Source organism: Alsobacter metallidurans, assembly GCF_014636935.1.
Lineage (GTDB): Bacteria > Pseudomonadota > Alphaproteobacteria > Rhizobiales > Beijerinckiaceae > Alsobacter > Alsobacter metallidurans.
The window spans coordinates 1,014,076-1,033,492 of the sequence record NZ_BMES01000002.1; the positions used below are offsets into that span (position 1 = coordinate 1,014,076).

Consider the following 19,417-nt stretch of genomic DNA (forward strand, 5'->3'; position numbering starts at 1 on the left):
CCGTTGTTGAGTCTTGCAGCGCTCTGGGAACGCGCCAATGCGAATCCATCGTCCGATTTCCTTTGCGGCCTGACGCGCAAGCTGTCGTTCGGCGATTTTTCGCATCTCCTCGGCCGGTTGCTGAAAATCTTCGACGCGCACGGGGTATCGTCGGGCGATCGTGTCATGATCCTGACCTCCAACGAGGAGCTTGCCGTCGTGGCTTTCACGGCGGCGCTCTTGGACGGTGTCGTTCCGGTTATGCTGACGCACGACACCGCGGAGCTCCGAGCCCAGGCGGTTGGTCACTCGGTCGAGCCGAAGCTCGTGATCTGCGACCTAGTCCGCCAACAACAGTCTTGGACCGAGGCTCACCCGGTTACATTCGCCGGGTCGCCGGCTGAGGCGCCGCAGAAGAGCTGGCGCCTATTCGGGTCAGGCAAAGTCGAGGATGCGGCGCGACGACTTGGCCTCGATCTGCCGCTCCAGGGACGAGAGCCGCGCCTGCCCGAAGCGTTGGACGAGATCGCCTATATCCTTTTCACGTCCGGCACGACGCAGTCGCCCAGCGGAGTCATGCTGAGCCGACGCAATCTCCTGGCCAATCTGGCAACGCTGTCACGTCTCTTTGCCTATGATCCCAGCTCGAGGATCTTCAACGACATGGTCCTCGCCCACGGCGATGGCTTGGTGCAGGGACCGATGCTCGCGCTGGCGAATGGCTGCGCGCTGATCCGGTCGGGCGGGTTCACGGTTCCGGGGTTGGAGAACTGGCTCAACCGGGTACGGCAGGAACGCGCCAGTCACGTCATCACAGTTCCGGCTGTCTGGTCCTTGATCGACCGCTACGCGCAGCACAACGACTACTTTGACGCCCCCGAATGCAAGGGACTGCTTTCCGTTGCGGCCCGGCTCGATCCCGCCCTCTGGCTCCGTCTCGAAACGCGGTTCGGCAGGCCCGTTTTCAACCAGTATGGTCTCACCGAAACTGTGGCGAGCGCGCTTTACGCCGGACCACAGGCGGAAATGGGCGCATTTGGAACAATCGGCCGCCCGGTCGACTGCGACGCCCGCATAGCGCCGTTGCCGGGCGGCGCGGCCGCTGATGGCTCGGGAGAGTTGCAGCTTCGCGGCGACAATGTTTTTCCCGGCTACTGGCGGGATGCTGCTCGCACCGCCGCGACGTTCACGCCGGACGGCTGGATGCGCACCGGCGACTTGGCGGTCCAAGGCCCGGAACAATCCTTCGACATCGTCGGGCGAATTAAAACCGTGATCATGTCTGGTGGTTTCTTGATCCGGCCGGACGAAATCGACGAGGCGATGCTCGCGCACGAGAACGTCATCGAGTCGGCGACGGTGGCCCTGCCGGACGAAACCTTTGGAGAAGTTCCGGTGACGGCCGTTGTGATTGAAGGATCGATCAACGAGGCGACGCTCACGTCTCACGCGCGCGCCAATCTGGAGCCGCTGAAGGTCCCCAAACGGATCCTCGCGTTGCCCGCGATCCCGCGTGGCGACGCTGGCAAGCCGAACCTGGGGCTGCTGCGCGAGGCGATTGCGGCATCGCTCGCGCAAGAAGGAAAGCAGTCAGACGGAGACGGCCGGACCACCGGGGCTGCCGCCCTCGCCACGCAGGTTCTCGGCCTCGCCGCGGAAGTGTTTCGCGTCGAACCGACATCGTTGAGCACGACTTCAACTCCGGCGTCGGTCGCCGCGTGGGATAGTTTTTCGCAATTGTCGCTCGTCTTTGCTGCGGAAGAGCGGTTCAAGATCAGGATTCCAGCTGCGCGCGTCGCTGGCCTCCGCAGCCTGGCAGATCTTGTGCAACTCGTTTCAGAGTCGAAGCGGTGACCACAAGACAGCTAGGCGTGATCTGGGCGTTCGCGGGGCTGTTGTCCGTCGCCATCCTCATGAGCTGCGCGGCGCTGGGACGTGCGGCCGCTGCTCGTCCTCCCGAGACCGGAAGCGCGGCCGTGGTGGCCATCGGCTCGTCGCTTCTCCGCTACAGCATCCCGCCGCGCGGCTCAGCGCAACAGTCGTTGTTGGGCGATGGCGCGGAGCATGTTCGGCTTGCTCTGGATCAGATCACCGAAACGGAGCAGATGGAGTTGCTCGGCAAAGCTCTGAGCAGCCGCGCCAAGACGATCCTTCTTGAAGTGAACCCGCTCGTTTTCGACTTCCGTGACCAAACGCCCGAACGTCACGCCAGCAGGTCGCTCAGCGAGCGACTGGGCGCTTGGCAGAGACGGCTTGGCGAGTGGGTGCGCAGCGGACTGAAAAACCTGTTGGGAGCGACGCAAACACCGCTCGCCCTCACGGAAGCGCCCAGCCTCAATCAGCCGAACCGGATCAGCAGCGCCAAACTGGCGGCCTTGTATCCGCTCTCCTTGCATAGACCTCGCGAGGAGGGAACGCTGCAGACGATGATCGCGCAAGCCAAGCGTCAAGGCGCAACCATCGTGCTGATTTGTCCGCCGCGTTCGCAAACAGCGGCAGAATTCATGGGTCCGATCGCAGCCGAGACCCTCCGCGCGCACATTCAGGCAACCGCCGACCGGCTCGGGCTGCCCCTGTTTGCTCCAGCCTTCGCTTGGCCCGACACCTATTTCATCGATCAAGGCCACATGAACTGGCAAGGGCGACGCAAGTTCATGGGAGAACTGGCGAACTGGTGGGCGCGCCGCGGGTGAACACGAACGTCGCCCTGCTGATCCTCGCATCCCTGCTTGCGACGCCCCTCGCCTGGCTTCTGCCAAGGCGATGGGGGCTGGACGCCGTTGTCGCCGTGACGGCGCTCACCTTGGCGCTCTTGTCGCCGTTCTCAGCGCTGTGGATGACGGCCGCGATCGCCAGCGCAGCCTTGGCGATGAAGCTCGGCGACGCCTTTTCGCGACGTGGCCTGTTCGCGTCGCTGGGGGCCGCGGGGCTGCTGGCGGCGCTCGTCTTGTCGCGCTCGCGCGTGGACGTCCTATGGATTGGCGGGGCCTATTTTACCCTGCGCATTCTCCATGTCCTTTTCGATTGGTGGATGGGCCGACTGGCGGCGCCAGGCGTCGCGCGGCTCGTTCGATACAACTTCTTTCTGCCCGTATTGGCGACCGGACCGATCAACCGCATTCAGCACTTCGAACGCCAAAGCGAGCGGAGACGGTGGGATCCTTCGGCCTTTTACACAGGGGCCGAGCGTGCTCTTTTTGGGCTGGCGCAGGCCACCGTTCTGGGAGTCTGGTTGATCTCCCATGTGGAGCGCGCCGTGGCCGGGGCCACAAGGGAATGGCCTCCGTTCTTGCAGGATTGGTCCGTATCGGTCATCGATTGGATCCAACTCTATCTCAATTTCGCGGGGCTCAGCTCGGTCGCACTTGGCCTGTCTCTGATGATGGGGCTCAGGCTCGAAGAAAACTTCAATAGCCCTTGGACCGCGACCAATCTCATCGCCTTCTGGACGCGATGGCACATGACCCTCTCCTTCTGGTGCCGCGATTATGTTTTCAACCCGGTAACAGCGCTCACACGGTCGCCGCTTGCAGGCTTGGCGGCGGCCATGCTGGCGATCGCGCTCTGGCACGAGATCTCAACCTACTATCTGTTCTGGGCGTTGTGGCAGGTCACCGGTATCGTCATCACCCGTGGCTGGCGCACATGGTCGGCGAACCGGCATCCTGATTTGCCGACAGCGACGCTGTGGTCCCGTATTCTCGGTCCCATCGCGGTTCTCGGGTGGCTGTCGCTGGCCCGACCGACTCTCGCTCATGTTTTTGGGATCGCGCCGCTATGACGCCGCTGACCCTGTTGCTTCAGCGCCACCTCCCGCGACGTTTCGTAGGCGTGACCTTGTTCATCATCTACACCCTGGTGGCGGTGGCGTGCTTGATCACGATCGGCCTGCCGACCGACCGCTCCTACTACGTCGACGTAGGGCGTTAGCTGTGGTCCCGCTACGTTCTTTTTGCCGCCACGATCCGCATAAGCGATGGAGAGACAGTCGCTGAAGGCTCCTCACCAAAAAGGCGAACACCGCGGCAACTTGATAAAATCGTTATTTCGAATATATGATTTGTTGTGACGGATGAAGCGTGGAAGGCGGGCGGCCTGAATTTGGAAACGCCACGCGAATTGCTGGCGTGGCGAAAACGCCGAAACCTTTCAAGCCAAGCTTGCGCTCGCCATGCTCGGGACCGGCAAGCTCAGCGACATTCACCAGGAGGCGGCGCGAGCGGCCTCCCCATCAGGAGATCGAACATGACGATTGACCGCGCCGTTCTGGTTTTCGCCGGGTGCATGGTCCTGCTGTCCGCAGGGCTCGTGTATTGGGTCTCATCCTGGTTCTTGCTGCTCACGGCCTTTATCGGCCTGAACCTGATCCAGTCCGCGTTCACGGGCTTCTGCCCGGCCGCCCTGGTGTTCAAGGGGCTTGGCTGCCGCGTCGGCGAAGCGTTCCGCTGATCCCTTCAGGCGTCGGCTTTCGCTTTGCCGGCCTGCTGAGTGGCCGGCGCAGGGCAGAACGTGGCCTGCAGGACTTCCATGACGCTGATCACGCGCATGTCCGCCAGCGAATACCAGATCGTCTGGCCGTCACGCCGGGTCTTCACCAGGCCGTCCTTGCGCAGCAGCGCGAGATGTTGGGACACTACGCTCTGGCGCACGCCCAGCAGCTCGGCCAGTTCGCCGACGGACGCCTCCTGCCCGGTGATCGAGCACAGGATGCGCAGCCGCACCGGGCTCGCCAGGGATTTCAGGAACTCGCTGGCTTCGTCGGCCGCGGCGGACAGGATGTCGACATCGATGTTCATGCTTGTACATTTGCGGACATTCGAATATATGTCAACCGGAGGCGGAGCCGCTTGGGCGGCGCGCTGATTTAGCCGAACACGGCGGTCCGCTGGATCGCCACAGGAGACGCCCCATGCGGATGGCCCTCGCCCCCGTAGCGCTTTCGCTCGCCTTGCTGACGCTTGCGCCCGCCGCGCAGGCGGGCGAGTTCATCGTCCAGCGATCGACCGTGCAGGACATGAAGGCCGTATTCGGCCAAGTGCAGAGCCGCGACACGGTTTCGGCGCGGGCCCGTCTTGGTGGCGTGCTGATCTCCCGCACCGTCGAGGAAGGCAGCGCCGTGAAGGCCGGCGAGGTCATCGCAACCGTGGGCGACGAAAAGCTCGCCCTGCAGGCGCAGGCCATCGACGCGCGCATCAAGGCTTTGGAGGCCCAACTCGCGAACGCCCGCTCGGATCTGGAGCGCTCCCAGGCGCTGATCGCGCGCGGGGTTGAGACCCAGAGCCGGCTCGACCAACTGCGCACCGCCGCCAACGTGCTGACCAACCAGATCGAGGCCGCCAGGGCCGACCGCGCCGTAATCGCCCAGCAGACCGCTGAGGGCCAGGTCCTCGCCCCTAAAGATGGCCGCGTGCTCACCGTTCCGGCTGCGCCGGGCGGCGTCGTGATGCCCGGCGAGACGGTCGCCCGCATCGCGGCGGGCGGCTACTTCCTGCGCGTCGCTCTGCCGGAGCGGCACGCGGCGCGCATCAAGGTGGGCGATGTGGTGAGCGTCGGCGAGCGTGGACCGGGAGTCCCGGATCAGGGGCTCGCCTGGCGTCAGGGCCGGATCGTCAAGGTTTATCCCGAGCTCGACGGTGGGCGCGTCATCGCGGACGCGGAGGTCGAGGGCCTGGGCGACTACTTCGTCGGCGAGCGAGTCGCGGTGTGGATCGCGGTTGCCGAAAGGCAGGCGATCATAGTCCCGGTCGCGGCCGTGCGTTCACGGGCAGGGATCGACTATGTCCGGGTGATGGAGGGCGCCGACGCTCTCGATGTTCCGGTGATCATCAGGCCTCTGGCCGACGCCCGCGTCGAGATCCTGTCCGGCCTGCGCGCCGGCGACAAGGTTCTGACGCCATGAGCCCGCCGCCCGCCAGTCCGCATCGCCTCGGCGCCGCCGGCGCATTGACGCGGTTCTTTATCCGCTCGCCGCTGACGCCGCTGGTCCTGCTCGCGTCTTTTGCGCTCGGGCTCGTGGCTCTCGTCACGCTTCCGCGCGAGGAGGAGCCGCAGATCTCCGTGCCCATGGTGGACATCCTGGTACGGGCCGACGGCCTCAAGGCCGAGGACGCCGCCAAGCTGGTGACCGAGCCGCTGGAGACCATCGTCAAGAGCATCAACGGCGTCGAGCACGTCTACTCGCAGACCAAGGACGACGCCGTGATGGTGACGGCCCGGTTCCTGGTCGGCACGAGTTCCGACACCGCCGTGCTGCGCGTGCACGAGAAGGTCCGCGCCAACATTGACCGGATCCCCGTCGGCATTCCCGAGCCGCAGATCATCGGCCGCGGCATCGACGACGTCGCCATCGTGGTGCTCACTCTGACGCCCAAAGCCGAGGCGGCGTCGCGCTGGGACGCCAACGGGTTGACCCGCGTCGCCCGCGAATTGCGCGCATCCCTGGCCAAGCTGGAGGACGTCGGCCTCACTTACATCGTCGGCGAGCAGCCGGAGGAAATCAGGGTCGAGCCGAACCCGGAGGCCCTGGCCCGCACCGGCGTCACCCTGCAGCAGCTCGCCGCCAAGCTGGAGGGCGCCAACCGGTCGTTCCAAGCCGGCCAGGTGCGCGTCGATGGCCGCCAGCTGTCGCTCGTCGCCGGCCAAACACTGCAGAGCTTCGAGGAAATCGGCAACCTGCTGGTCACGACGCGCGACGAGCGGCCCGTCTATGTCCGCGACGTGGCGACGATCACGCTCGCGACCCAACCGGCCGAAGCCCTCACGTCGAGCCTCGTCCGCGAGGACAAGGCCACGTCCGGCTTCGTGCAGACGCCGGCCGTGTCGATCGCGGTCGCCAAGCGCGCGGGCGCCAACGCGGTGGTGATTTCCGAGCGGATCGTCGAGAGCGTCGCGCGCCTGAAGGGCGGCCTCATCCCTGCCGATCTCGACGCGACGGTCACCCGCAACTACGGCGAAACCGCCAACGAGAAAGCTAATGAGCTCCTGTTCCACCTGGGGCTCGCGACGGTCTCGATCGTGCTGCTGATCGCGATTTCGATCGGGTGGCGCGAAGCCATTGTGGTCGCCGTCGTGATCCCGACCACGATCCTGCTGACGCTCTTCGCAGCGCGGATCATGGGCTATACCCTCAACCGCGTCAGCCTGTTCGCGCTCATCTTCTCTATCGGCATCCTGGTCGACGACGCTATCGTGGTGATCGAGAACATCTCACGGCACTGGGCCATGCGGGACGGACGCAAGCCGACGCAGGCCGCTGTGGACGCGGTGGCGGAGGTCGGCAATCCCACCATCGTGGCGACCCTCACGGTCGTGGCGGCGCTGCTGCCCATGCTCTTCGTCTCGGGCATGATCGGCCCCTATATGAGCCCGATCCCGGCGAACGCCTCGGCCGCGATGGTGTTCTCGTTCTTTGTCGCCGTCATTCTCACGCCTTGGCTGATGCTCAAGATCGCCAGCAGGGCCTTCGCAAGCGGCGCGCCGCATGTGCCGGAGGTCCGCAATGGGCATGCCGGGATCGGCGCGCTGGGGCGCGCCTATCTGCGTGTCGCCAAGCCCCTGCTCGCCTCGAAGGCCCGCGCGTGGGTGTTCCTAGCCCTGGTGGGCTTCGCCACGATCGGCTCGCTGGCGCTGTTCGCCACGAAGCACGTCACCGTCAAGCTGCTGCCCTTTGACAACAAGTCGGAACTGCAGGTGATCGTCGACCTGCCGGAGGGCTCCTCGGTCGAGGACACCCACCGGACCCTGCAGGCAATCGCCCAGCGCCTCTCGGACGTGCCGGAGATCACCGCGTTCCAGACTTATGCGGGCACGGCTGCGCCGTTCAACTTCAACGGCCTCGTGCGCCACTACGCCCTGCGGGTTTCGCCGGAGCTTGGAGACGTTCAGGTCAACCTCACGCCCAAGGAGGCGCGCGGGCGCACAAGCCACGCCATCGCGCTGGAGCTGCGTCGCCGCCTCATCGACCTTCCGGTTCCAGCGGAGACCTCCGTCAAGGTTGTGGAGCCGCCGCCCGGCCCGCCCGTCCTGGCGACGCTGCTGGCCGAGATCTATGGTCCCGACCCCGAAACCCGCCGCGCCGTCGCGGCCAGGGTGCGCGCAGCCTTCGCGAGCGTGCCCTTCATCGTGGACGTGGACGACAGCTACGGCCATCCGGCTCCGCGCATCCGCGTCGCCATTGACCAGGACAATCTTGAATTCCATGGCGTCGAGCAGCGCGACGTTTACGACACGCTGCGCGCCTTGCACGGCGGCGCCACCGTGGGCTATTCGCACCGCGGCGGCGGACGCCCGCCCATCCCGATCCGGCTGGAGCTCTCCAAGGAGCATCGCGTGCTGGACGAGCGCGCGTTGTCGACCCCCGTCCCGGCCAACCTGCTGCCCGGCAATCGCACCGTCGTGGAACTTGGCGATGTCGTGAGCCTGCGGCGGGAAGCCGCCTCGTTCCCGATCTTCCGCCACAACGGCCGCGCCGCCGAGATGGTGACGGCCGAGCTGGCCGGCGCCTTCGAGGCGCCGATCTACGGCATGCTGGCCGTCAACGACGCGCTAGCAAAAATGGATTGGGGCGCCCTGCCCCGGCCTGAGATCGCCCTCCACGGCCAGCCCTTAGACGAGAGCAAGCCGACGCTGCTGTGGGACGGCGAGTGGGAGGTCACCTGGGTGACGTTCCGCGACATGGGCGGCGCCTTCATGGTGGCGCTGCTGGGGATTTACATCCTGGTGGTGGCCCAGTTCGGCTCGTTCAAGCTGCCGCTGGTCATCCTCACGCCAATCCCGCTCACCTTCATCGGCATCATGCTGGGCCACTGGCTCTTCAACGCCGCCTTCACAGCCACCTCGATGATCGGCTTCATTGCGCTGGCCGGCATTATCGTCCGCAACTCGATCCTGCTGGTGGACTTTATCCGCCATGCTGATCGCACGGGCCGCAGCCTCCACGACATCGTGCTGGAGGCCGGGGCCATCCGCTTCAAGCCCATTCTGCTGACGGCCCTCGCGGCCATGATTGGCGCAGCCGTGATTCTGACCGACCCCATTTTTCAGGGCCTCGCCATCTCGCTGCTGTTCGGCTTGGCGTCGTCGACGCTGCTCACCGTGTTGGTGATCCCGGCGATCTACTTGGTGTTGCGGGGCGACGCATAGGGCGCCGTCCCACCACCCTTGATCGCATGCGCTAGATCTTCCGCCATCAACGGAAGATCGCGAGTTGCAGGGCTGCTGCTTTACCTTGTTTGTCCAAGTCAAACAGCTGAGAGGACCGAGTGGTCAGCAGCAGGACGTCTTTCGCCCGCCGGAGATCGATCGGTTTCGAAATCCGACGGGCGCGTTGCGCACGGCCCTCACGCCACTTCCTCAAGGCCGCGACGCGCCGGCTCGATGCCCCAGAGCGCCACCACGACGATCTGGATCGCCAGGAGTGCGATCATGAAGAATGTGACGCCGCTGACGCCATAGCCCTTGAACAGAGCCACCACGATGAACGGCGACACCACGGTCGCGCCCCGGCCCAGCATGTTGCAGATGCCGTTGGCCCGCAGCCGCACCTCGGTAGGGAACAGCTCGGGCGTGTAGACGCCGTAGAGCAGCGCCACCAGCACGTAGATGGCCAGCAGCAGCACGAAGCCGGTCGGGATCAGGAACATCGGGTCGACCGCGTAGGGGTAGAGCGCGCCGAACAGGATCGTCACCAGCGAGGCCCCGATGATGGTGGGCTTTCGGCCCAATCGGTCGGCCAGCACAGCCCCGAGCGCGCAGCCGATGGGCGCCGCGAACGAGATCGCGACCGTGTAGTTGAACGAGCGCACCAGCGTCAGGCCCTGCTGCACGAAGAAGGTCGGCAGCCAGGTCACGAATCCGAAGATCAGCGTGTTGATGACGATCAGCACCGCCGAGCCGACGACCATGCGGGGCAGCAGCTTGGGGCCGAACAGGTCGCCGGCCGCCACCGGCGCCACCGCGGGCGCGGCGGGCAGGACGGGACGCTCGTTGACGCCCGATTCACGTTCGATCGCGGTGACCAGCGCCTCGGCCTCCTCGGCGCGGCCGCGCGATTCAAGCCAGCGCGGCGATTCCGGCATGGACTTGCGCATCTGCCAGACCACCAGCGCGCCGACGCCCGCGAGCGCGAACATGGGCCGCCATCCGACGAGCGGAATGATGACGGCGCCGAGCAGCGTGGTGACCGGAAGGCCCGACACCACCACCATGGCCATCAGCGACAGCCAGCGCCCGCGCCGGGAGGGGGGCACGAATTCCGACAACGTGGAATAGCCGACCACGATCTCGGCCCCGAGGCCGAGCCCCATCAGGAAGCGGGCCGCGATGAGCCAATCCATGCTGGGGGCCAGCGCGGCCGCGAAAGATGCGATGCCGAAGATCAGCAGGTTGGTCTGGTACGTGAACCGGCGGCCGTAGCTGTCGCCCAGGAATCCGGCGATGAAGGCGCCGATCGTCATCCCGAGAAAGGTCATCGAGACGAACTGGGCGTTCTGGGCCAGCGTCGAGAAGCCGCTCGACACGGTGGAGCCGAGCACGCTGGTGCCGACATACAGATCATAGCCGTCAAAGAACATGCCGGCTCCGATGAGCCAGAAGATGCGCTTGTGAAAGCTCGAAATCGGCAGGCGGTCGAGCCTTGGGCCCGACTGCACAGACGCCAGTGGCGGACGCGGCGCAATGGTCATTGTAGTTCCCTCCCCTGCCCCGGCGGACTGCGCCGCCTGGTGCGTCGTTTTTCGCGTTAGTCGAGCATCGCCACGATGTCCTGCGGCGAGATTGGATGATGGGCGACAAAGGGCGCCGCGGGTCCGAGCGCATCCTGGATGGCCGAGATCACGCAGGCGGCGGCCGGAATGGTCCCGCCCTCGCCCGCGCCCTTGACGCCGAGCGGATTGCGCGGCGACGGCGTCTCGATGTGGTGCACCTCGATGCGCGGCATCTCGGTGGCGATCGGCAGCAGGTAATCCGCGTAGGTGGTGGTGAGCGGCTGCCCCTCGGGGTCGTGCAGCATGCGCTCGAACAGGGCGTTGCCGATGCCGTGCACCACGCCACCGATGATCTGGCCATCCACGATCTGCGGGTTGATGAGCCGGCCGCAGTCGTGAACCACCACATAGCGGACCACGCGCGCGTCACCCGTGTCGGGGTCGATCTCCACCTCGCAGGCGTTGGAGCCATACGCGAAAGTCAGCCCCTGCGACTCGAAATAGGCAGTGGCGGCCAGGTCCGGCTCCATGCCGTAGGGCGTGCTCATGCCGGCGGCCCCTGCCAGAGCCCGCGACACCTCGGCGAGCGTGATCGACATCCCAGGCACGCCCTTCACCTGGATTGCGCCGTCGACGATCTCGAGATCCTGCTCGCCGGCTTCCAGCCGGTTGGACGCAAATCGCAGGGCCTTGGCGCGCACCTTCTGGGCCGCCATCTCGACCGAAGATCCGGCCGTCACCGCAATGCGGCTCGCGATGGTGGAGATGCCGAGCGGAAACTTGTCGGTGTCGGCCGCGTCCACGATCACGTCGTTGATGTCGACGCCGAGCGCGTCGGCGGCGATCTGGGCGAACACGGTGCGATGGCCCTGGCCCTGGCTGGACGCGCCCGTCGCGATCACGACCTTGCCGGCCGGCGTCACCCGCACAGTGGCGCCCTCGAAAGGACCGAGCCCCGTGTCCTCGACGCAGGACGCCATGCCGAGGCCGAGCAGCTTGCCGCGCCGGAGGGCGGCCTCGCGCCGGGCCGGGAAGCCCGCGACGTCGATCTTGCTCAGCGCAAGGTCGAGCGCCTGCCGATAGTCGCCGCTGTCATACGAGATGGGCGAGCCATCGCGCGCCTTGCCGCCGGTCTCGTACGGCATCTGGTCGGCGCGCACGAAGCTGCGGCGGCGGACCTCCTCGCGCGGCAGGCCGAGATGGGCCGCCACCCGATCGGCCATGCGCTCCAGCACGAAAGCCACGATGGGGCGCGACGCGCCGCGCACCGGGCTGGTCGGCACCATGTTGGTGAGCGCGACGTCCAGCGTGACGTCCAGGGCTTCCAGCGCATAAGGGCCTGGGAAGCAGCCGAGCGCATTGATGGGCAGGATGAGCCCGTAGGGCGCATAGGCGCCGTTGTCGTGCACGCCGCGCCCGCGCAGCCCCAGCATGCGGCCCTCGGCCGTGAAGGCGACCTCGACGGTCCAGATCTGGTCGCGCTGCTGGGTGGTGGTGAGGAAGTGCTCCTGCCGGTCCTCGATCCACTTCACCGGGCGGCCGAGCTTCAGCGCCGCGAGCGCGACCGCGAACTCCTCCGGGTAGACGTTGGCCTTGGGACCGAAGCCGCCGCCGACGTCCGGCGCGACGACGCGGACGTGACGCTCGTCGCGGCCGAGATAGGCGGCGAGAATGCGCCGCACCAGAAACGGCGACTGCGACGACGTGTAGACGGTCAGGTCCTCGCCCATCGCGTCCGGAACCGCCACGACGCCACGACACTCCATGGCGTGGCATCCGCCGCGATGGGTCACGATGGTTTCGGCCACCACATGGTCGGCGCCGGCGAACACCGCATCGGCGTCGCCGAACTTGGCGGCGAGGCGCGCCGCCAGATTGGAGTCGCGATCCGAATGCGCGCGGGGCGCATCGGCGGCCAGCGCCGCGATGGCGTCGGCCGCCACCGGCAGGGGCTCGATGTCGACCTCGACGGCCGCCGCCGCGTCCTCGGCGGCGTGACGGCTGTCGGCCACCACCATCGCGATGGCCTCGCCGACATGCCGCACCTCGGTGGCGGCGAGCGGCCAATATGTGATGGGCGTCTTGATGAGCGGATGCGGCGCCAGCGGCGGCATCGGCCCCGACGCGAGATCGGCGAAGTCCGCCATGGTGAACACCGCGACCACGCCGGCCATGCGGGCGGCCGCGCCCGCATCGACGCCCCGGACCAGGCCGTGGGCGCGCTGCGAGCGCACGAACGCCACATGCAGCAGACCGGCGGGATGCAGGTCGTCCACGTAGCGGCCGGCGCCCGAAACGAGCTTCGGGTCTTCGAGCCGGTTCACGGCGGCTCCGAAGTAGCGCGCGCTCATGCGGGCTCTCCCTGCCGGTCTTTGGCGGCCGTGAGGGCGGCCTCAACGATGCCCTGGTAGCCCGTGCAGCGGCAGATGTTGCCCGAGATGGCGTCGCGAACGTCCGTCTCGGTCGGGTTCAGCACGGTGCGAAGCAGCGCCTCCAGCGTCATCAGCATGCCGGGCGTGCAGAAGCCACACTGCAGCGCATGATGCTCCGAAAAGGCCCGCTGCAGCCGCGACAGCGAGCCGCTGGCGCCAGTAAGCCCTTCCACCGTCTCGACGGCGGCGCCGTCGACCTGCACGGCCAGCATCAGGCAGGACCGCACCGGGCGTCCGTCGACGATCACCGTGCAGCTGCCGCACACCCCGTGCTCGCAGCCCACATGCGTGCCCGTGAGCCCGACTTCGTGGCGCAGGAAATCCGCCAGGTGCATGCGCGGGTCGGCCGCGCGCTCCACCGGGCGGCCGTTGATGGTGGCCGTGATGACGAGCGGCTGTTGCATCGTCTCGCTCATGCCTTGGCCCCCGTGGCGCGGGCGAGCGCATCGGCGAACGCGCGGCCGATCATCACGCGCGCCAGGCGGCGGCGATAGACGGCGTTGACGTGGATGTCCTCCATGACGTCCAGCGCGTCGACCTCGCCGAGATGCGACGCAGGATTGAAGCCCGCGGCGGCTTGGCCCAGGGACGCGGCCTCCAAGGCGGGCAGTCGCGTCGGCGACGGCTCGACGCCAAACAGCACCACGGCGGCCCGGCCGATCGCGCCGGCTTGGTCGACCCGCACCAGCGCCGCGCAGCCCACGATGGCGTAGTCGCCATGGCGGCGCGCATATTCGGCGAAGCCGTAGCCGCACCGGCCATCGGCGCCGTCGCGCCAGGGCGTGAAGCGGATCGCTTCCAGGTACTCGTCGTCGGCCAGCGCCGACTGGAGCATGCCGACGCTCCAGTCCGCCGCCTCGACGGTGCGCCTGCCGGCCGCGCCCACCACGTGGAAGCGGGCGTCATACAGCGCCGCCATGGCGGGCTGCTCCGAGGAGGGATCGAGGTGGCAGCAGCTGCCCCCATAGGTGCCGCGCGAGCGCGTCTGGATGTGGCCAACATGGCGCAGCGCCTCGGCCAGCACGGGCAGGCGCTCGGCGACGACCGACGACGCGAGCACGTCGGCCTGGCGCGTCATCGCGCCGACCACCACGTCCTCGCCCTCCACCTTGATCCCGGCGAGGCCCTCGACGCGGTTGATGTCGATGAGGTGGTCCGGAAAGGCCAGCCGCAGATTGAGCATCGGCATCAGCGACTGGCCGCCGGCCAGCACCTTGGCGTTCTCCAGCGAGCCCAGAAGCGCGGCGAGTTCCTCGCCGGTCGTCGGACGGTGATAGGTGAACGGGGGAGCTTTCATGACCGCGCCTATGCGACCACGGCAAAGCGCGACAGGGCCGCGAGCACGCGCTTGCGCGCCTTCACGACGTGGTCGGCGAGCAGGCGCCCGGCCTGCCGGCCGTCACGCGCCTGCAAGGCGTCGATGATCGCGCCGTGCTCGGCAAGAAGCTTCTCGGGGCCCTGCGCGGCGGGCTGGCTCACGCTCATGATCACCAGCCGGTCGAACTGCTCGATCAGCTCCACGGTGGCGTCTCGCAGCCTCCGGTTGGCCGAGAGCCCCGCCAGCGTGATGTGGAAATCGCGGTTGTAGACCACGAAGGGCGGCTGCTCGGCGCTGTTGCGCAGCCGCGCATAGGCCTGGAGGCTGCGAAACGCATCCAGGCGCGACAGCTCGGCCTCGGGCGCGCGCGCCACGGCGTCGCGGGCGCAGGCGGGCTCCAGGATGGCGCGCAGGTCGAACAGGTCGGCGGCGTCCGACAACGAGATCGCGGCGGCCTGATATCCCCGGCGCGGATGCACCACGACGAGCCGCTCGGTCTCGAGCTTCAGAAGAGCGTCGCGAATGGGCGATTTCGACACCCCGTAGCGGTCCGCAAGCTCACTCTCGCGGAGCTCGGCCCCTGGCGGGATGGTGCAATCGAGGATTTGCCGCCGGAGCTCGCGGTGGACTTCATCGCGCATCAGGTTGGACGTTTGCAAGGACATGTGGAATATCATACGGCGGGTTGCGGCGAACACAAGCGTCCGTCGAGCAGGATCGGTCGGCCTAACCCACACGGTATCTACTTGGCATTTGACCCTTAAGCGAATGCTGGTGAGATATCACGGAATGGAGGAAACAGTTTATGGTGGATGTCAGGCAGATCGAACTGGGAGCATCAGGTCTCACCGCGGCGCGTACGGGATCCGGGCCGGATCTGGTCGTCATCCATTCGCTCCTGGCTGATCGCACCGCCTTCGACGCGGTTCTGCCCTGGTTGGCGGAGCGCTTCACGGTCACGCTCGTGAACCTGCCGGGCTTCCATGGCTCTCGCGTCATCGAGCCCGGCATCGAGCGCTATGCGGACCATGTCACGCAGGGATTGAGGGAGGGCGGCGTGCGCGAGGGCGCGACCGTGCTGGCCAACGGCTTCGGCGGCACCGTCGCGCTGGCGCTCGCCCTGCGCCATCCAGCCGCTTTTGGAAAGCTCCTGCTGTCGGACGCAGCGGCCGGCTTTCCTCCGGCCGGCGCCGACGCGTTCCGGGTGATGGCCGAGAAGGTGACCGCCGAAGGCATCGGATCAGTGGCGACGATTTCGGCCAACCGGGTGTTCCACCCGGCCTATCTGGCGGCACACCCCGGCGCCGTGGACGAGCGTCGAAGCGTGCTGATGGCGATGGACCCAGCCGCCTTCGTGGCGGCGTGCCAGACGCTGATGAGGACCAACCTGGTTTCCGAGTTGTGGCGGATCCAGGCGCCCACCCTTGTGGTCTGCGGCGAGCTCGACGCCGCAACGCCGCCAGCCCTTTGCCGGCAGGTCGCGCAGAACATCCCGGGCGCGGAGTACCGTGAACTGCCGGGCTGCGGCCACTGTCCACCCCTGGAGCAACCAGACGCGTTCATCGCCGCCGTGGAAGGGTTCCTGGCGCGTTGAGTCCGCCACGGCCCAGGGCTTTGGGCGCTACCGGGCTGGCGCCAAAGCGGCTTGATGATCCAAAGAGTGGCTTCCCTCCCCGATTTAAGCCGCGCCAGCGTTAAGGAAGTAACGTTTAGCGCGCAATTACTAGGATGACATTATCTTAAGACGCTCAGGTTCGCCGAGCCGCCGTCCGCATTCGTGCAGGTCGCCGATTGTTGATCTTGAAGTGCGCCTCAGCGCTGGCCCTTTTGCAGGACAGCGCCGGTGATCCTTAGCATTCCAATACTTCATTGGATTTCAACCGGCAGCGGAGGCACCAAACTCGGAGCCAACAAGGTAGGGGGTCCGCCATGCCGCGATTTCCATACGAAACAGTCGACGTCTTCACCGACAAACCCTTCGGCGGCAATCCGCTCGCTGTGTTCACGGATGCGCGTGAGCTGACTGACGAGCATATGCAGTCTCTGGCCGCGGAGATGAATTATAGTGAGACTACATTCGTCCTGCCCCCAGACAATCCGTCCAATGATGCGCGCGTCCGCATCTTTCATCGTACGGCCGAGATGCCGTTTGCCGGCCACCCGAATGTCGGAACAGCCTATGTGCTGGCTCGCAACGGACAGGGTGGCGAAGGCCGTCTTCGCTTTGAACAGAAAGCAGGTTTGGTGGAGATTGCCGTGGAGCGGGATCTCTCAGGTGAGGTGACGGGTGCGGTAATAGCCGCGCCCCAGAGCCTGTCGTTGGGCGTCGAATTTCCGGCTGCGTCGATTGCGGCATGCGCCAACGTTTCAGCTGATGCGGTCATCACGACGGCGCATAATCCCGTGCAAGCCTCAGTGGGGGTCGCCTTCGTGTTGGCGCAAGTCACACCCGAAGGCCTTGGAAGCGCCGCTCCCGATCTAGCGGCTTTTAAAAACCTCGCCCGGCAGCACGCCGAGCTTGCCGGCCGTTTGTCTCTGTTCCTGTATTCGCGCACCAACGAGGGTATCCGAGCGCGGATGTTCGCCCCACTCGCCGGGACCTGGGAGGATCCGGCAACCGGAAGCGCGAGCGCCACGCTCGGCGCACTGCTGCTCTCGATCGAGGGTGGCGACAAGGCGACGTTCACCATCACGCAGGGTGTCGAGATGGGTCGACCCAGCCTCCTCAGGGTGATGTCGCGCCGCGCGCAGGACGGCTTTCGGTCCCGTGTCGGCGGCAACTGCGCGCCCATGTTCCGTGGCGAAGCGCTGTTTCGATGACCCGTGAGGCCTTACAGCGGCAGATACTGAGGACGTTTATGAGCCAGCATCGCGGTCGACGCGGTGCTCCGACACGGCCAAACTGACCGCTGTGTTTGGAGGGCGGCCCCGATCGGCCGTGCTCGACTGAGATGAGTGATCCAGCTCCGTTAAGCTCGGAACTATCTCGCTGCGTCGCGCTCGAGACTTCTCACGATATGATTTGACAGGGCTTCCGAAGCCTCCGCGATATCGCCGGCGGACAAGGATCTGATGATGTCCTGGTGTTCGTGAGCGATCAGCTCCCGGTCAGGAATGCCGGTTTCAAAATGAACCCGGGAAAACTGGGCGCCTAACCAGATCTGGTCATAAGCCTTGATCAGGAACGGGTTCGCTGACATCCCGATGAGCTTGCGATGAAATTCCCGGTTCAGCTCTGAAAAGAGCTTCACCCCTGCGAAGTCTTTTCCGAAATGGGCGTGGGCGATCTGGTCGTTAAGCTTGCGCAGCATGGCCAGATCCTCGGGCGAGACACGCGTTGCCGATGCGTTCAGGGCGCCGACCTCAAGCACGAGACGCGCCTGCATCCAGTGATGATAGTCCGCCATGCTGGGCAGCGGAGCGACTCGGTAGCCGAAGTTGTTCGTGAACGTCGCGACGCCTTCGGCGTGCAGCCTGGCCAGCGCCTCGCGAACCGGTGTCTGACTCACCCCGAACTCTCGGACGATGGCTGCGATTACGAGCGGCTGGTTCTCTTCCAGTTGCCCTTCGGTAATTTTTCGGCGGAGCGCCTCATAGACCTGGCCGGCAAGGCTGGACGCCCTGATGAGAGGTGGCGCCGTTCCTCGTTGGGGCTGGCTGGCGCCAACACGCTCCGAGATTTCGGTCCCTCGTTTGGACATTTCCAAATCCCCCTCGACCGAGAATGCGACAGGCGCGTTTGAACTCGAGCATTGTGCCTTTGCAGCTTGGGTAGCTGAACCGCGCCCGCGTCACTAGCCCCGTCCGCTACGGCCGCCCGCAACCGGGCAAATGATCCGAACCCCTCTAGACTGGACAATAACATATATCGTATATGATTATCGCACAAACAGGCCGACAGCGCCTGATGCGGGAGGATGACCGATGATCGGACGCCGGGACTTCATCACAGGAACGCTCGCGGGCGTGGCCCTGGGCGCGGCAGGCCAACGCGCCGTGGGCCAAACGACGAATACGCTTCCGATCAAGGTTGGCGTTTCGACGTCGTCCGAATTCGTCGTGATCTATTACGGGGTTGAAGCCGGCATCTTCGCGAAGCATGGGCTGGATGCAAAGCCTGTGTCTTACCCGTCCGGCGTCGAGATGGTGAACGGCCTCATTGCGGGCGCCCAGGACGTCAACACGATGGGCTCCCTCCCCTTCCTGTCGGGCGTCGCGCGCGGCTTTCCGATCGTGCTCATCGGCCATCTGCATGGCGACCCGATCGCGACGAGCTACGCGCCCAACCAATCGATTGTCGCCGCCCCCAACCTCAAGGCGGCGCCCGGCGATCTCAAGGCGTTGATCGGCAAGACGGTCGGCATGCCGCGCGGAGCCTCGGCGGAAGGCTATCTGCGGGGCATGATGCGGCAGAACAAGATCGCCGACGATCAATACAAGCTGGTCAATCTCGCGCCGCCCAACATGATCGCGTCCCTGCGGGGCGGAGATGTGGACGCCATCGCGGTCTGGGAGCCTTGGGCCGAGGGCGCGCTGCGGGCGGTCGAAGGAACGGTGCGCCTGTCGCTCGGCGGCTGCGACACCTGCTACGATCCCGGCACAATCCTGACCACGAAGGCGCTGACGACGTCCAAAGCCGAGGAACTGCGGCGCTTCATGCTCGCCGTTGCCGAGTGCCAGCAATGGGTTAGGGCCAACAAGGCCGGCGCCGCTGTGGATGTTGCAATGCGGTGGATTCCCGGCCTGACGCCCGACGCCTGGCGGGCCGGCATCCCGATCGTCAACTACGACCAGCGGATCTCCAAGCGCACGCTCGAAAACTACATGTCCAAAACCATTCCCGACCTCGCCAGCATGGGCGTGCTGCGGAACACGCCGGATATGAAGGATGCGATCGACCCCCAGTTCACGCGCTTCGCGCAGGAGAAAGGCCCGCAGTTCTTCTCCGACCTCGCGCCCATCCCGGCCGACTTGAGGGTTTGACG

At 66.1% G+C, this 19,417-nt stretch carries 16 protein-coding genes; 9 read left to right on the top strand and 7 right to left on the bottom strand.

The genetic code is table 11. The features are described from left to right. The first annotated feature begins 3 nt into the window (after positions 1-3). From IEV99_RS14980 to IEV99_RS14995, 4 genes are all read left to right on the top strand, one after another. The gene (locus tag IEV99_RS14980) at positions 4-1,833 is read left to right on the top strand and encodes an AMP-binding protein (RefSeq protein WP_188518557.1); all 1,830 of its coding nucleotides are present in this window, start codon (positions 4-6) and stop codon (positions 1,831-1,833) included. A 17-nt stretch (positions 1,834-1,850) separates the two neighbouring features. After that, complete coding sequence (locus tag IEV99_RS14985) at positions 1,851-2,672, top strand: hypothetical protein (protein WP_188518558.1); 822 nt, start codon at positions 1,851-1,853, stop codon at positions 2,670-2,672. Next, entirely contained in the window at positions 2,669-3,760 is a 1,092-nt protein-coding gene (locus IEV99_RS14990) for an MBOAT family O-acyltransferase (protein ID WP_188518559.1), read from the top strand. Before IEV99_RS14985 ends, IEV99_RS14990 begins: the two co-directional genes overlap by 4 nt. Before the next feature lie 464 nt (positions 3,761-4,224). Beyond that, the gene (locus IEV99_RS14995; protein WP_188518560.1) at positions 4,225-4,428 is read left to right on the top strand and encodes a YgaP family membrane protein; all 204 of its coding nucleotides are present in this window, start codon (positions 4,225-4,227) and stop codon (positions 4,426-4,428) included. Between the two features lie 5 nt (positions 4,429-4,433). Here IEV99_RS14995 and IEV99_RS15000 read toward each other — a convergent pair whose 3' ends face one another. Then, positions 4,434-4,775, bottom strand: coding sequence for an ArsR/SmtB family transcription factor (locus tag IEV99_RS15000; RefSeq protein WP_188518561.1), 342 nt, complete (start codon positions 4,773-4,775; stop codon positions 4,434-4,436). Between the two features lie 113 nt (positions 4,776-4,888). Here IEV99_RS15000 and IEV99_RS15005 point away from each other — a divergent pair, with 113 nt between their 5' ends. Beyond that, the gene (locus IEV99_RS15005) at positions 4,889-5,878 is read left to right on the top strand and encodes an efflux RND transporter periplasmic adaptor subunit (protein WP_188518562.1); all 990 of its coding nucleotides are present in this window, start codon (positions 4,889-4,891) and stop codon (positions 5,876-5,878) included. Next, positions 5,875-9,120 (top strand): efflux RND transporter permease subunit, encoded by a 3,246-nt coding sequence (locus tag IEV99_RS15010; protein ID WP_188518563.1) that lies wholly within the window; start codon positions 5,875-5,877, stop codon positions 9,118-9,120. The genes IEV99_RS15005 and IEV99_RS15010 overlap by 4 nt, the downstream gene beginning before the upstream one ends. A gap of 197 nt (positions 9,121-9,317) precedes the next feature. Here IEV99_RS15010 and IEV99_RS15015 read toward each other — a convergent pair whose 3' ends face one another. From IEV99_RS15015 to IEV99_RS15035, 5 genes are read right to left on the bottom strand one after another with little or no spacing between them, the layout of a single operon-like run. After that, positions 9,318-10,661 carry an MFS transporter gene (locus IEV99_RS15015; protein WP_188518564.1) on the bottom strand — a complete coding sequence of 448 codons (1,344 nt, stop codon included), beginning with the start codon at positions 10,659-10,661 and terminating at the stop codon, positions 9,318-9,320. A 56-nt stretch (positions 10,662-10,717) separates the two neighbouring features. Further along, complete coding sequence (locus tag IEV99_RS15020) at positions 10,718-13,033, bottom strand: xanthine dehydrogenase family protein molybdopterin-binding subunit (protein ID WP_188518565.1); 2,316 nt, start codon at positions 13,031-13,033, stop codon at positions 10,718-10,720. Further along, a complete protein-coding gene (locus tag IEV99_RS15025; RefSeq protein WP_244643887.1) occupies positions 13,030-13,530 on the bottom strand; it encodes a (2Fe-2S)-binding protein in 501 nt (166 codons plus the stop codon). Before IEV99_RS15025 ends, IEV99_RS15020 begins: the two co-directional genes overlap by 4 nt. Beyond that, on the bottom strand, positions 13,527-14,411 hold the full coding sequence (locus IEV99_RS15030; RefSeq protein WP_188518566.1) for an FAD binding domain-containing protein: 885 nt from the start codon (positions 14,409-14,411) through the stop codon (positions 13,527-13,529). The genes IEV99_RS15025 and IEV99_RS15030 overlap by 4 nt, the downstream gene beginning before the upstream one ends. Before the next feature lie 8 nt (positions 14,412-14,419). Then, positions 14,420-15,097: a GntR family transcriptional regulator gene (locus tag IEV99_RS15035; protein ID WP_188518567.1), complete on the bottom strand. Its 678-nt coding sequence runs from the start codon at positions 15,095-15,097 to the stop codon at positions 14,420-14,422. 140 nt (positions 15,098-15,237) lie between these two features. Here IEV99_RS15035 and IEV99_RS15040 point away from each other — a divergent pair, with 140 nt between their 5' ends. Together IEV99_RS15040 and IEV99_RS15045 are read left to right on the top strand one after the other, a co-directional pair. Next, a complete protein-coding gene (locus tag IEV99_RS15040) occupies positions 15,238-16,026 on the top strand; it encodes an alpha/beta fold hydrolase (protein WP_188518568.1) in 789 nt (262 codons plus the stop codon). Positions 16,027-16,361: 335 nt separating this feature from the next. Next, positions 16,362-17,252: a PhzF family phenazine biosynthesis protein gene (locus IEV99_RS15045; protein ID WP_188518569.1), complete on the top strand. Its 891-nt coding sequence runs from the start codon at positions 16,362-16,364 to the stop codon at positions 17,250-17,252. Positions 17,253-17,413: 161 nt separating this feature from the next. Here IEV99_RS15045 and IEV99_RS15050 read toward each other — a convergent pair whose 3' ends face one another. After that, positions 17,414-18,133, bottom strand: coding sequence for a GntR family transcriptional regulator (locus tag IEV99_RS15050; protein WP_188518570.1), 720 nt, complete (start codon positions 18,131-18,133; stop codon positions 17,414-17,416). A gap of 223 nt (positions 18,134-18,356) precedes the next feature. Between IEV99_RS15050 and IEV99_RS15055 the strand changes: the two genes are divergently transcribed. Next, complete coding sequence (locus IEV99_RS15055; protein WP_188518571.1) at positions 18,357-19,415, top strand: ABC transporter substrate-binding protein; 1,059 nt, start codon at positions 18,357-18,359, stop codon at positions 19,413-19,415. Positions 19,416-19,417: the final 2 nt, after the last annotated feature.

What these genes read in the sequence shown, in the direction of transcription:
- IEV99_RS14995 (WP_188518560.1), top strand. Translation starts at nt 4,225, where the DNA reads ATGACGATTGACCGCGCCGTTCTGGTTTTCGCCGGGTGCATGGTCCTG.
- IEV99_RS15000 (WP_188518561.1), bottom strand. Translation starts at nt 4,775, where the DNA reads ATGAACATCGATGTCGACATCCTGTCCGCCGCGGCCGACGAAGCCAGC.
- IEV99_RS15005 (WP_188518562.1), top strand. Translation starts at nt 4,889, where the DNA reads ATGCGGATGGCCCTCGCCCCCGTAGCGCTTTCGCTCGCCTTGCTGACG.
- IEV99_RS15010 (WP_188518563.1), top strand. Translation starts at nt 5,875, where the DNA reads ATGAGCCCGCCGCCCGCCAGTCCGCATCGCCTCGGCGCCGCCGGCGCA.
- IEV99_RS15015 (WP_188518564.1), bottom strand. Translation starts at nt 10,661, where the DNA reads ATGACCATTGCGCCGCGTCCGCCACTGGCGTCTGTGCAGTCGGGCCCA.
- IEV99_RS15020 (WP_188518565.1), bottom strand. Translation starts at nt 13,033, where the DNA reads ATGAGCGCGCGCTACTTCGGAGCCGCCGTGAACCGGCTCGAAGACCCG.
- IEV99_RS15025 (WP_244643887.1), bottom strand. Translation starts at nt 13,530, where the DNA reads ATGAGCGAGACGATGCAACAGCCGCTCGTCATCACGGCCACCATCAAC.
- IEV99_RS15030 (WP_188518566.1), bottom strand. Translation starts at nt 14,411, where the DNA reads ATGAAAGCTCCCCCGTTCACCTATCACCGTCCGACGACCGGCGAGGAA.
- IEV99_RS15035 (WP_188518567.1), bottom strand. Translation starts at nt 15,097, where the DNA reads ATGTCCTTGCAAACGTCCAACCTGATGCGCGATGAAGTCCACCGCGAG.
- IEV99_RS15040 (WP_188518568.1), top strand. Translation starts at nt 15,238, where the DNA reads ATGGTGGATGTCAGGCAGATCGAACTGGGAGCATCAGGTCTCACCGCG.
- IEV99_RS15045 (WP_188518569.1), top strand. Translation starts at nt 16,362, where the DNA reads ATGCCGCGATTTCCATACGAAACAGTCGACGTCTTCACCGACAAACCC.
- IEV99_RS15050 (WP_188518570.1), bottom strand. Translation starts at nt 18,133, where the DNA reads ATGTCCAAACGAGGGACCGAAATCTCGGAGCGTGTTGGCGCCAGCCAG.
- IEV99_RS15055 (WP_188518571.1), top strand. Translation starts at nt 18,357, where the DNA reads ATGATCGGACGCCGGGACTTCATCACAGGAACGCTCGCGGGCGTGGCC.